Below are 12,672 nucleotides of genomic sequence, written 5' to 3' on the forward strand. Positions count from 1 at the left end.
ATTACCTCCAATCATAACATTGAATTGATTGCCCAGCTGTGCCACCTGTTTTTGCCATACCCTGGGTTCTATTATCAAGTAAAATATGCTTTGTACACCCATAACTTGATTGAGTAGAGCTTATATATGTCGCAATAAAATCCCTCTCGCTCATCGCCACCAAATCGGATGAGTTATAGATTGCTGTTGTTGTTATATTCTTACCTTCAACGGTAACTGTCGTTCCCGAGATTTTTAAGGCGATTATTCCGTAATAAAAAACAATAACTGCATTGTCAGAACCACCAGCCATGACTATTACATGAGATGTCGAATTATAATATATTTGCACCGCAGTTCCAACAACGACAGTTGTTCCAGATACTGTTAATACTACGGCACAGGTGCCATTAATTGTTGAACTAAATGTAACCAAAACCCTGCTACTATCTAAGGCAACACCTGTGATATAGGTACAGTTTGTATTATTTATCGTGTACTGTGAACCTGCCGTAATTGTAGTCCCTGAAATAGTCAATACACGACACATTGAATAATAAGTTGAACCGGCTTCCCTATACATTACCAAGAATTTTGTACTACTTAATTTTGCGAGTGAATTATATTGGCATTGTAGGGTCTCGTATACCAATGGTGTACCCAATGTAAATGTAGTTCCAGAAATTGTGGCAACTACAGCTGTCCCGTAATAGGAGTTTGAAGTGTTTCTGTAAGTAACCAATACATGGGTATCGTCAACCATCATACAATCGAAACTATTGCTACTCCCAATACTGGTTATAGTACCTTTGGTCACCGTTGTCCCTGACACTGATAAAACTACCCCGAATAAAGCATTTGTATTATAGGCAAGAAATGCTTTACTACTACTCAAAGCGGTTATAGCCATACCATCGGATGAGGTTGTTTCAATTGTCAATGCTGTCCCATATGAGAAAGTTTTATCAGTATTTATTGTAATAACCTTTGCATAAATATAATTCAAGCAATATACAACGAGTATATGTGTATCATCTAATTTAGTAGCAGTTACATTAGATACAGTACCTGTACCAAATACATTTTCATCTAGTACAGTTGGATAGCACTTTGGATTTCTTACTTGCCCATTGATGAATTCAACAAGTCCACCTGCTGATATTGTCTCACCTGCTGATATTGTGTAACTAGCAACTATTGAATTCAATGGTTCCGGAAGCGTTCCATCAACACCAAATATATTCACACCAGACTTGATATTCCCTGCCACAAAATCAGCATCAGTAATGGTAACCTTATCATCCACGCCATCCCGGTATCCATCAGAAGCGAGAAGTTTCAGCGTCGTGCCCGAAACCTCGCTAGATAGAGCCGCAGTCTCTCCAGCCCTATTTGGCATCATTCCATCAATCAATCCGTTCTCTGTACCCACACTGTATCCAGTTAGAGTTTGGGCAGCTCCGGCTGTTCCATATTCCCCCCCTTCACCCAATAACTGAAAATTTACGCCATCCCGGATAAAGGAGTATATTCCAGCCTTTGGTTTGAAATCGTTACCGTCTGGCTTTTTCAGCGTCCGCGCTGTACCATCGGATGAAATATTAAGGGTCGCTGTACCTGTAGCGGCGGCATTAAATTTAACGCTGAACTTCGCACCATCACCTATCACTTTTGTGCTTGTTAAGCTGTAAATATTTCCGTTATTCGTAGTTATACCAAGATGAGGTACATGCAGCGCATTGTCTAGCAAATGGTTCGTAAGAGCGTCAGCATTGCCCTTAACCGTCTCGTTCGTTCGCCCTGCCCCAGCTAAATTACTAAGGTCACTATCCAATGCATATTGCGAATGCGGATCAGCTGCTGCGACGTGGGCGGCGTCCGCCTGGTCAGCATGGGTCTGTGCTGCGGCTTGAGCTGCATTAGCTTTGGCCTGGGCCCCGGCGACCGTTTCAGTGTCCGTCAGCATACCGATCGTCACATAGGCAGCCAGGTCGATATTGCCTTCGATCGTAGCCTCGTTGCCTACAAATACGTTGACAACATAATCATTGACAAAATTGGGACTTTCCGCGGCCGCTGGAATATAGTCCGGTGTGTCCGCCTGGATAATCATGAATAACACATCGGTCGGATCAGTGTCCAGCTTGGCGAATATCCCGATTTGATGCAAGTCGAAGCCCGTTTCTACGGAAGCGTTGGTGAGCTGCAGCCTTAATTTCGCGATATTGTCAGTATGACTGACCGCAGTGATCGACAGATTCTTCACCATACCTGTTACCGCAACCTGAGACGCCAGGGCTTCTACAGCTACTGTTCCGGATCCGCACTGGGCTTTCGTGAAGTTGAAAATATGCCCTGATATACCGGCCAGCAGAGCCGCGCCGGCAGTCGTTACAACCGTCGTCCATCTCGAACTCATGCGTCTATTACCTCCTCTTTGTATTGTGTCATTGCGCCTCCTACATAAAAGCTGGTCTCAAACGTGCTTAACACGGTAATGACCAGATCCAGGTGTGCCGGGATTTTTTTAAGCAAAATGAAATAGAAATCACCAAGAATAAAGGTATCCTCGATATCCCTTGTCACACGGACATTGATGGTGCTGGCCGCGAAAGTCACATCTGTGGGAGACGGTGTGAAGACCTTGATCAGCTCCTTGATTTCTGTGGCACCGATCCGGTTGTTACCCACAAAAAAGGAGGCTATAAGCCTCTTTCGGTCCTCCAATGTCCGCGCCGGGTCAAAGGGGATTTGCATGAACTTTTCCAGCCTAGTGACGGCATCAGCGCCGGCCAGAAAAACGAAGTTATTATCCCTGGCCTGCATCGTGTCCTCGTGTACTCCGTCCATCTGCACGCCCAGAGCGGCCAGATAAGCCGCAGCCTCCTGCAGTTGTTGATAAAACTCCGGGAGATAGGTCTTTAGCTCATCAAATTTAGCCAACATTCACCACCCCCACTACTGGCACGTCGGTATACGGTACGGAAATATTGGCCGTGCCACCGTTAATTGTTAGGTTCGCGTAGTCCACCAAGCCTGCCAGGTCATAGATGGCATTGGCGATGGCCGCGGTCCGGATAATCATAGCCGAATTATCCGTACTCGCCAGGGACACTTCCTTAAAGTAGGCTGCGATAGCCGCCGCAGCGCTCACCTCGATATCTTCTGCCGTTGTCCCAGGCGCCAGCTGAGCGTCAAATGCAATGTTGATGGTATATGCGCTCGCCGCCACCGCCGTGAAATGGCATCCGATATTGGCCACGCCTTCACCCATTCCGGTGCCGCCCGGGTCGATGTAATCCTGCACTTCATCGACGATGCTTGAGCTGACCGGAAGGCCTTCCGTATCGATCAGGATCCCCTTTACCGTGTTGTTTCCGTTCCATAGAGGGTCAATCCTGGCCAACCCTACACCGGAGATTTCCTCGCACCAGGTCTTATAATGCTGCTTATTTCCGTTGGCTGCGGGCCCGGCTATTTTCTCGCGCAGACGTCGGCGCAGGTTGTCGTCGCTTTCGGCTTCGCTACCGGGCGTTATGGTAGCCCCGAGCGTAGCGGCCGTGAGCCCTGGTATGGTATTTACCGGCACTAGAGCCGTCCCAGCCGATATAACGTTGGCCGCTACACCGGGCGTTTCCGCTTCGACCACCAGGATGGCGTCCTCGTCATATTTGGTGACGAAATACTGCCCCTCGGCAAAAAACCGCTGATTGGCCGCGACGCTTGCCCCAGTAAAGGTTACGCTGCGCACATTGGGCGTCGCCGGCAGACGGTACACGGCATGTTCCCGGCATTTCTCTTCAAGATAAGCCCCCGCGGCCGTATCCAGGAATACCAGCTCAATCGTGGTGTTCAGCTCGGTATAATAGCGGGCAAGCATGAGAGCGGCCGGAGCCATCATGTCATAGAACACGCTCCCTTGTCTGGTGTCCACGCTAGCCGGGGCCAAGTCAAGCATTTCATTTAGGATATTTTCATAGGTTCTGTCCTCAAACATTAAAGCGGCACCTCCCCCTGTATCGGCCCGTAAATCGTATCTACAGAGAACCGAATAACCCTTTCGTCCTGCAGGTCGCTGAAATCAAAGTCGTAAACATCGATTATGCGTTTATCGCAAAGCAGAGCGTCCTTTACCACCCTGACCGCTTCCAGCTGTAGGACTTCCATGTCGATGTTGTCCATTATCAGGTGTTCGATTTCGGCTCCGTACTGATTGTCATAGATCAAAAATTTAAAACGCTCGGTGAGGAGCGTCTTTTTCACATGCTGTTTCATGGCGTTGAGGCTGTCAACATATCCGTATATCCGGCCGGCGGCCCAGTCGATATATGGCGTCTTGGTCGGGATGGCCTCCGCCGACGAATCGATTAAATCAAGGTTGATCGGTATATCCAGGCCCATTATCCCACCACCCTATCCAATACATAATAAATTTTGCCCCCGCTGAACCGGAGCATGGTCACTTTCTCGCCCACTGTCAGGGCGTTGTGAATCGTTACGGCTGCATTGTGCAGATCCGCCGCGGCAATCGTGCAAGTCGTTTCGTAGTCGGTCAGATGGCGCGGAACAACCAGGTTGGCGCCGGAGACCACCATTTTTGGATTATTGATAATCTGGATGGAAAGAGGGGATGCATTCGTTACAATTCCCCTGATCAGGCCGGAGCCCTCCGGGATCATCTGCTGAAAAGCCTGTTTCAGGCTCGTTGGCTTATCGCTCATGACACCACCCCCTAAAATTCGTTGGTCTTGTTTAGCGTCAGTTTCATTTCGTGGTAATTGCCTCGGAACGTGTGGCTATCCTCGTCGATATAGTAGCTACGCCGGATATCCAAGTCCGGGATAATGAGATAAATTGCGGTGCCCGAGATAGCTGTTTCAATCCCCAGGCCTGTGACCGACAAGCTTTCCTGGGCCAGTCCTTCAAGCTTAAGTGTGCTGTTGGTGACCTCCTGCAGCTGCCCGGCGTTCAGATCATTATCCTTCTGGATAATCTTTTGGAAGATCCCAAACTTCTTTTCCAGCTCCGCATTCACCGCGCTGGCCACGAGCGTCCCCTGATCGCCGACCATTTTCACCCGGGTCACAAGGCTTTCAATGCTCTTGTTAAAGTCATAGTCGATAAGGTTCTGACCGTCCTCGATCACCCATTGCTGAACCGCTTCTTTGCGCAGTAGCAAGCTTACCTTGCCCTTAAAACTGACAACGTAATATCTCTGCCCGGTAGCCTTGTAGGTAAGGCTCATCGCCTCCAAGATAACATCCCACAGCTTACCGCTTTCCAGGGAAACGGAAGGGATAACATACTTCGTATCGGCCACGACGTCATAGCTGATTTGAAACCTGGTACAGACATCCACAAAGATTTGGCTGGCTGTCCGGTTCTTGTAGCTGAAGGTGTCATCATTGTTGGCCATGTAAATGAGATTATCCCGGGAAGCTATCGACAGCTTCTTGGATTTCCCCCGGCCCTGGCTGACCACCAATCCGCGCAGCAGCTCCGCGCCCTTCCATGTGGCAATGCACTGACAGCCTTTCTCAATATCGATACCAGACCGGGTATATTCCGGAGCGTCCAGGAGCGTCATGGAGACTGACCTGCCGGCGGCGCCCTTGCGTCCTGACCAGGTCATATCCGACACCAGCTCCGAGATATCCATGGTCTTTCCGGCTTGAATAAGCGTACATCCTATCATTTCATCACCCCGGAAGTTTCAAACTTTGATTGGGATAGATGGTATACGGAGCCTTGATTCCGTTTAAGGAGGCGATATCCGTCCACCTCTCGGCGCTTCCCAGCTGGCCCTTGGCAATGTTATAAAGACAGTCTCCGCTCTTGGCCAGGTATGTCTTGGCCTGCATCCTGTTGTCCACGCGCTGCGTGCTGGCGCTCATGATGCCCATGATCCCTTTGACGGAGATTGCCCGGACGGTCGGCTCCCGGTATTCCTTCAGGAAGAGGGTATAGTAAATCGTCCCGACGTCGCCGCCCTGCTCGTAATAGGTCATATTCTCGATGGAGACGAAGATATTGACATTGGCACCGGTGACAATCAGATGTACCGGCTTTCCCGCTTCTTTCCACCGGAGTAGGGTGTCTTTATTCTGCTGGGGCGTTGTGTTCTCGGGCGAGAAGTACGATTCGAACGAGAACTGTAAAGCAGGCCGGGCCTGGAAGATTGTTATTTCCCCCAGTCCGGCAATGTCGATACTTTCGTTTTTTGTTCCGGACGAAACGTCGATCTTTGGCGGGAGATCGACAATGGACAGCTTTTCAGACTCGTTGTCGAATGTCAGGTACATTTTATAATCAGAACTCATACGCCAGATCCCCCTCCTCGAAGATTTCCGTCTCGATAATGCTCAAAAGAACTGGCTTGATATAGACGATCAGGGCATCCAAAATCTCTTCCTTAGACAGCCCGCTGCCTTTGATAGTCCCGTTCCCGTTTAGGTTGATATTGATGGTCTTTTCGGCCGCTGTTTCACCGCCCTGCTCATCATCTGAGGCAAACGGAGAGGCAGAGACCGATATCGGCCGGTTATTGCTTTCCAGCGCGCTGATGATCCGCTCCGTATCATCTGACGGGAAGACCCTGGATCCCGCAGCGCCGGTAATCAGTTCCGGACCGCGCTCCCCGGCGATGAATGTTTCCGGGGCGTTCGTGCTGCCGGAGGCTAGCATGGGAATTTCCGGGATTGAGAACCCGAGCCGTTTCCCGCCGACCAGCGGCACCCAATCCGGGATATCTACACCGAGGCTGTTGATCCCATTGATCATGAAGTTCAGTCCGCTGATGATGAAGTTGATAAAGGTTTTAAACCCGGCCTGAATCCCGGCCCAGAGGTCAGCGGCCTTTGCCTTGATTACGTCCCAATTTTTGTACAAGAGCACTCCGGCGGCGATCAGGGCGGCGATGCCTAACACGATCCAGCCGATAGGCGAGGCGATAAAAGCGGCATTCAACGCCCACTGCGCGGCGGTCATGGCCACTGTCGCTCCCGTGGATATCAGTTGCACACCTTTTAAGGCCAACATGCCGGCAACCTGGGCGCCCATCTGGGCTTTGTTAACAATAAATGCTGTCGTTTGTGCCCCGATAGCCGTGACACTGGTCCATAAGGAGCGCACGAAATCGCCGGCGTACATCGCCATCAACACTGCTGTTTCTGCCTTATCAGCGGCCTTAGCGGCCACATTGCCCCATATCTTTACAGATGTTGCACCGATCGCCCCACCCAGTTCAAACATAGCCTTGCCCAGCGTCACGGTGTCATAAATGACCGAACCAATCTTCCATGTGGCAAACGCTATGCCGATGCCGATAACCACAGGCTTGACCGATGACCAGTTGGTGGTTATATAGCCGGCAATTTCCTTGATTTTGGTGAAGATATATTCGAGAGCATTCCAGACGTCTCCTATCATATTCAGCGTGCCGGCCGGAATAAGGTCCTTGAATGATGTTTTAAATGCTTCAGCGAAGGGCACGCCCTTGTCAAGCTGACTGAACAGCGTGCCGATGGCCGATTCAATCTTGTCGATTGTTCCCCGATTCTTCTCGAACCAGGCTGACATAGCATTCCCTATCCTCTGTCCGACCTCTACTTTCAGCCACTCAAACTTGGATTTGAGCTTCTGGAAGGTACGGCCAATACCGTTATCCAGTTTTTCATAGGCCGCTTCAGTAGCTCCGGATGCTCCCGCCATTGCTTCCAGGGCATTCTTAAAAGATTCTGTACCTTTTCCGGTTAGGGAGATGGCAGCTCCGCCAGCTTCGATGCTGCTAAAAAGGTCACTGATACCGAGATTATTTTTCTTGGCCTCGTTTTCCAGCATCTGCAGGGCCTGCTGGAGATTTCCGCCCCCGGCGATAAACTGCTTAAAGCTTTTGCCCGCGATCTGCCGGAAAATCTTATCCGTTTTTGTCCCGCTCTTCGATAGTTCATCAATTGCAGCGCGGACCCGTGTGGTCGCAACCGAAGTCGGAACGCCCATATTAGTTAAAACAACCAAGGATGCAGTGACATCTTCAAACGCTACCCCACTGGAAGCCGCTGACGGCAACACATCATATAAAGAATTGCTTAGCTCGTCAAACGTCGTAGCGCCGAGGCCAGCAGCCAGGAACATGAGGTCGGAGGCCTTTTGCACGGGCACAACATCGGCTCCGTAGGAATTGACCACAGAGGTCAAGCCCTTAACGGCCGTTTCCAGACTGGTCACACCGCCGACGGCAGCCTTTTGCGCGGTACCCAGGAACTCAAATACGTTGTCTTTGGGTATTCCGGCAGACAGAGCCTGATACAACGCCGGAACAGTCTGCTCCGGCAGGATCCCCATCTCTTTGGAGAAGGCCTTGACCTGGTTCGTCATTTCTCCCAAAGCCGCGTCTGAAGCGTTCGGAAGCAAGGTAAAAACTTCGTTCATGCCCTGTTCGAAGCTGGCAAAGGCTTTCAGACTGTCCACGCCGAAATCCTTAATTTTGTCCAGTGCGAACACGCCAGCCGCAGCGGCGGCCAGCTTCTTGAAGGTGCTTTCAAGCACATTGCCGTTTTTGTTGATATTGCTAAGCGTGGCGCTTACCTTATCCTGCGCTTTGAAAATTGCGGAAAAATCAACTGCCAAAGTCTCACCCCCTCTTCTTCCGTCTGCTCATATAGGCTTTAATGGCTTTGAAAATCAGATTGGCAGCGTTCTGCGGCTTCTTATCCTCGATCAGCTCGGAGGCGATAAGAAACGCCTGCTTTCGTCTGTCCAGAGCGGCAAAAATAAACGGGTCAAGCCCTTTGCGCTGCCATAACGCATGGGCCCAACCCGCCACTGAATCACCGCTCTTTATGAGTTTTTTGCTTCGTTGATCAGCTCGTCATCGCTGACGGCTTCGTCGCTGTTGATACCGAGGACTTCCGCCACGGCGTTACTGACATAAGCCCAGTGCTTCGGATTCTTGAAGAGCTTAAACGGCATCTCCATCACGTCCTTGGCCTCGTAGAACTTCATCAGCTCGGGGTCTTTGAGGTCCGGGTATATCAGCGCCTCAACAACCAGCCTCCTGGTCGCCGCTTCCGTGTCGGTTTCATCCGAAAGCACCGGCCGGCCGAGTTTGTCGAAGAGCCTCTTCCCTTTTTCATCCATCACGATGCGTTTCTTGGAAAAGGCCTTGCGGATATCGTTGACCTCTTCGGTGCCCAGCACCTTGACTTTAAAGGGAATTAGCTTTCCCTTCTCGTCCTTGAAGATTTCAATGCCGGGAATCTCCACGATCTCATCCTGTTTCAATTCCGCGCGCATGAAGTATTTCATATCCATAGAGCAGTCCTCCTATGTTTATTTGGAGATGACGTTCGCGGCACCGAATTCAAGCTCGCTCTGGACGTGCTCCCCTTCGCTGTCGAGTTGCAAGAGCGGGATATCGCCAGTCAGGACCACACCCTCGACCGTTACGACATCTTTGCCGTAAGCGGCGCCGTAGTCGGAGTTCGGGTCGTCCTGCATACCGACGATAGTGAACTTGGGCGTCTTGCCCGTGCTGACATACTGTTTGATAGCATTTTTCAGCCAGGGCGTGGACCGGTATTCGTTGATCGTGCCGGTGACGTCATAACCAATCCAGCGGCGGGACTTTCCTTTTTGTCCGATAGTCCGGCTCTCGGAAACTTCCGGGGTAAAGATAACTTCGCACGATACCAGGTCCATAATCTGCTCTCCGTCAAGGAACACGCGCCCTTCACGGAGGCTCATTCTGTTTCTGTCCATCAATCACACCTCCGTCCTTATCGTGTTACGACAGTAAAGTACAATTTCTCGGCGCTGTCCACCGGTTCAAGACCCACGTTGAAGAAGGTCTCGTCATCGATCGAGGCCGTCCGGTCCACGACAAAGTCGTTTTCCAGGTCCACGTTCTTGATGGCGCCGGCGTCCCGGAAAGCGGTAAGTATTTGCTGGCCGAGGCTTTCCATGCAGTTCCAGCCCGGTCTGACAGATCCCTCCGCCTCTTCGGCGTTGTCGAACTTGTTGGGCGGGAAGTTGAGCTGCAGGCTTTCCTCAAAGGTATCCAGCACCCGACGCACCCGGTTTTTGCGGTAGTCTTTCGACTTCGGAGCGGTGAAAGTGGTCAGACTGTTGATGTCGTATTCGACCACTGCCTGGCCGTTGACCAGTGAGAAGCAGAACGAGCCGGCATTGATTGCCGCAATCGACTGCTCATTGGTCTTTTTGCCGTTGACATCCACCGCGCCGTCATAAGCCAGGTAGGTATTGGACATGATGTTTGTCGCTGCGGCGTCGGCGGCAGCCACCCACGCGCACGCCTGGGAGGCCGAAAGCGTGGTGCCGTCGGCCAGGATCACACCATTAATAACGGAGATAATACCTTCATAGTCCGCCCCGGTGAAGGACGGAACGGCGGCTGTGACTTTCTTCCCGGCGTCATCCCGGAAATAGGCGATTTTGGTTTTGAGCGCCGTTTGCAGGGTGCCGTCGGTATATGGGAAGCACATGCTGTTGAACGACACAACCTCGCTGTCATCCAAAAACTTGGTGATGTCGCTGTTGACCGGTGCGGTATCGCTGCCGCCGGTCAGTGACGATCCAGCGGTCGTGGTCAGCGCCGAAGCTGCTGTCCCGCTCCAATCGACCCAATCATTGGCCTCCATATCGCCGACGATCTCGGCACCGGCCTGCTCAAAGACAACAGTTGTGTCCAGGTATACCATCACGTCATAGCCGGACACCGCATTTGCCACGATGACCACTTTGAGGTTGTTGCCCCGGGTGCCCTCGTATTTGGCGGTAGCTGTCAGAGCACCGGCAGTAACGGCGGCCTTGACCCCGCCGGCCAAGCGATAGACGATAACCGTCTGCGCTTTCTTAAGCGCCTCCCGAATATACAGCATATTGCCGGCCGTGTCGTTGTCCTTGACTGCGTAGCCGAGTTTGTTGAACTGGGCATCGGGTGCGACGGCTTCGATAGTCACAAAGGTCTGCTTCGGTCCCCAGTTAAGTGGCAGCGGCATGATCACAATACCACGCACGGGCACGCCTAGCCCGGCAGCCACCAGGGCCTCAAAGTTGACATAGGTACCCGGCCGAACCTTGCCGGTCTGCCGGTTGAATTTTCCTCCTGCCATGGGTTACACCTTCCTTCCTTGCCATTTTTCAATGGCGTTTTTTACTTCCTCGACGGTATATTCCTTATCCGGTCTTAGCCCGGCGGTCGCCCCGTCGAAGGTTGATGCGCTGATGTCGTACAGCCTGCGGCATTCTTTCCTGAGAGCCGCAAGAGGGAAAACCCTGATAGCCTCAGCAGCGGATTCCTCTTTTTTTGGCATGTTGAACCTCCTAACTCTTGGTCAGAATGTTAAAGACCATCCTGGCCGCTCTGGTATGTTCCTCACCCGGCGTGTAAGACCAGACGCTTTCCCATCGCACATAAAGCTGGGCTGCACCGACCTCAATAGCCTTATAAGAAATACCCCGCAGCCGGAATTTCTGGCCCGTCGGGTCTCCTTCCTCATCGACTACCGGAATCAGGTTCCGGCCGCAGCTGATGACATGTATTATCTGTTCGGCAATCGCCATGGCGGCCTTGGTAGTGGCACCGTATACTTTGATATACACGGCATTGTCATAGGCGAATGTGCTTAGGGTGTCGCCCAAAGGCTCCTGCTCCACCGGGGGGAAATAAAGGGACGGGACTTTAAAGTCCTCTGTTACTTCGTCAAAATAGATATCCTGAATGCTCGTGATGTCATACATTTTTTTTGCGATGCTTGCCAATTCGTCTGCCAGCAACTTAACCACCGCCTTTTTTTCTGAAAAAGGTGTCGCGCCATTCTTCCATCTTTTTTTCCACGGACTTCTGGAAGATGCGCTCAAATATCCTGATAGCCGCTTCCCAGTAATGCGAGCCCTCGACCCATCTCTGCCTCAAGACCATGCCCGTTTTAGCTCCCCGAACATATTGGAAGGTGTCACCCCGCCAGACGCCTGGCACAAAGCGTGAGGTCTTCCCCTTCGTATTGGTCCAGTGGCCGTCATTGGCATAAGCCGCGTACTCCACATTTGTACCGACTTCCAGGGTAAGACCACCATCCGATACTTCCCAGACGTTGTTTTGATTGCCTTTCTCAAAGCTGTTTAAGAGCAGGCGGGTATCCACCACTTTCCGGCTGATGATTTCATCCTGCACGATCCGCAGGAATTCAAACCCGCAGGCCTCGAACCAAAGGGCAATCTGCTTCTTGAATTCGCCCTCGGCAGCCTTGTTGATCAGCTTCAGGTACAGCTGGATCTCGCTGACGTCAAACTCAAACATACTCTTTGCCATCAGAGAGCCTCCTGAACGGTTCTGCGGGTGAGCGGCACAGCAATATATTTGCCCCGCACATCTTCGGGAAAGCCTGCTGTGTAGTCAACATTAAAGCGTTTGTCGATAATTACATCGCCATAGTTAATGACGGTACCGGCTGGGAGCGAAATCTCGTTCGCTCCCGTGAATACCGTTGCCGGCTCCTTTTCCATAATCCCGTCAGTGTCGGGATAGGCAAAGAAGCACTTAACATTCGCAAGGCTCGGCAGAGCGGGTTTTGTCAAGGTCTTTTCACTGTTCGGTAGACCATAGCCGGCCGTTTTTGTCGTAGCGGTCACATGGTAGATGTCACAGCGATGACGGAAAAAGTTTTCAATCAT

General features: G+C 51.5%; 16 protein-coding genes. All 16 read right to left on the minus strand.

Features of this window, described 5'->3' with window-relative positions:
* Position 1: 1 nt before the first annotated feature.
* Positions 2-2,398, minus strand: a complete 2,397-nt coding sequence (locus C1I38_RS14125; protein ID WP_207668618.1) for a hypothetical protein — start codon at positions 2,396-2,398, stop codon at positions 2-4.
* Complete coding sequence (locus tag C1I38_RS07895) at positions 2,395-2,925, minus strand: DUF2313 domain-containing protein (protein WP_131929870.1); 531 nt, start codon at positions 2,923-2,925, stop codon at positions 2,395-2,397. Before C1I38_RS07895 ends, C1I38_RS14125 begins: the two co-directional genes overlap by 4 nt.
* The gene (locus tag C1I38_RS07900) at positions 2,915-3,976 is read right to left on the minus strand and encodes a baseplate J/gp47 family protein (protein WP_131929872.1); all 1,062 of its coding nucleotides are present in this window, start codon (positions 3,974-3,976) and stop codon (positions 2,915-2,917) included. Before C1I38_RS07900 ends, C1I38_RS07895 begins: the two co-directional genes overlap by 11 nt.
* Entirely contained in the window at positions 3,976-4,380 is a 405-nt protein-coding gene (locus C1I38_RS07905; protein WP_131929874.1) for a DUF2634 domain-containing protein, read from the minus strand. The genes C1I38_RS07900 and C1I38_RS07905 overlap by 1 nt, the downstream gene beginning before the upstream one ends.
* On the minus strand, positions 4,380-4,700 hold the full coding sequence (locus C1I38_RS07910) for a DUF2577 family protein (protein WP_131929876.1): 321 nt from the start codon (positions 4,698-4,700) through the stop codon (positions 4,380-4,382). Before C1I38_RS07910 ends, C1I38_RS07905 begins: the two co-directional genes overlap by 1 nt.
* A gap of 11 nt (positions 4,701-4,711) precedes the next feature.
* Positions 4,712-5,674, minus strand: coding sequence for a hypothetical protein (locus C1I38_RS07915; protein WP_131929878.1), 963 nt, complete (start codon positions 5,672-5,674; stop codon positions 4,712-4,714).
* A gap of 4 nt (positions 5,675-5,678) precedes the next feature.
* Positions 5,679-6,299: a LysM peptidoglycan-binding domain-containing protein gene (locus C1I38_RS07920; RefSeq protein ID WP_131929880.1), complete on the minus strand. Its 621-nt coding sequence runs from the start codon at positions 6,297-6,299 to the stop codon at positions 5,679-5,681.
* Positions 6,289-8,481, minus strand: coding sequence for a phage tail tape measure protein (locus C1I38_RS07925; RefSeq protein WP_132102114.1), 2,193 nt, complete (start codon positions 8,479-8,481; stop codon positions 6,289-6,291). The genes C1I38_RS07920 and C1I38_RS07925 overlap by 11 nt, the downstream gene beginning before the upstream one ends.
* 130 nt (positions 8,482-8,611) lie before the next feature.
* On the minus strand, positions 8,612-8,803 hold the full coding sequence (locus C1I38_RS07930) for a hypothetical protein (protein WP_131929884.1): 192 nt from the start codon (positions 8,801-8,803) through the stop codon (positions 8,612-8,614).
* A 14-nt stretch (positions 8,804-8,817) separates the two neighbouring features.
* The gene (locus C1I38_RS07935; RefSeq protein WP_131929886.1) at positions 8,818-9,291 is read right to left on the minus strand and encodes a hypothetical protein; all 474 of its coding nucleotides are present in this window, start codon (positions 9,289-9,291) and stop codon (positions 8,818-8,820) included.
* Positions 9,292-9,309: 18 nt separating this feature from the next.
* Entirely contained in the window at positions 9,310-9,738 is a 429-nt protein-coding gene (locus C1I38_RS07940) for a phage tail tube protein (protein ID WP_131929888.1), read from the minus strand.
* A 17-nt stretch (positions 9,739-9,755) separates the two neighbouring features.
* Positions 9,756-11,111 carry a phage tail sheath subtilisin-like domain-containing protein gene (locus C1I38_RS07945; RefSeq protein WP_131929890.1) on the minus strand — a complete coding sequence of 452 codons (1,356 nt, stop codon included), beginning with the start codon at positions 11,109-11,111 and terminating at the stop codon, positions 9,756-9,758.
* Positions 11,112-11,114: 3 nt separating this feature from the next.
* Positions 11,115-11,312, minus strand: a complete 198-nt coding sequence (locus C1I38_RS07950; protein ID WP_131929892.1) for a hypothetical protein — start codon at positions 11,310-11,312, stop codon at positions 11,115-11,117.
* 10 nt (positions 11,313-11,322) lie between these two features.
* Positions 11,323-11,775 carry a hypothetical protein gene (locus C1I38_RS07955; RefSeq protein ID WP_131929894.1) on the minus strand — a complete coding sequence of 151 codons (453 nt, stop codon included), beginning with the start codon at positions 11,773-11,775 and terminating at the stop codon, positions 11,323-11,325.
* A 1-nt stretch (position 11,776) separates the two neighbouring features.
* Positions 11,777-12,310, minus strand: a complete 534-nt coding sequence (locus C1I38_RS07960) for an HK97 gp10 family phage protein (RefSeq protein WP_165904925.1) — start codon at positions 12,308-12,310, stop codon at positions 11,777-11,779.
* Complete coding sequence (locus tag C1I38_RS07965) at positions 12,310-12,672, minus strand: DUF3599 family protein (protein WP_131929896.1); 363 nt, start codon at positions 12,670-12,672, stop codon at positions 12,310-12,312. The genes C1I38_RS07960 and C1I38_RS07965 overlap by 1 nt, the downstream gene beginning before the upstream one ends.

The organism is Dehalobacter sp. 12DCB1, from assembly GCF_004343605.1.
Lineage (GTDB): Bacteria > Bacillota > Desulfitobacteriia > Desulfitobacteriales > Syntrophobotulaceae > Dehalobacter.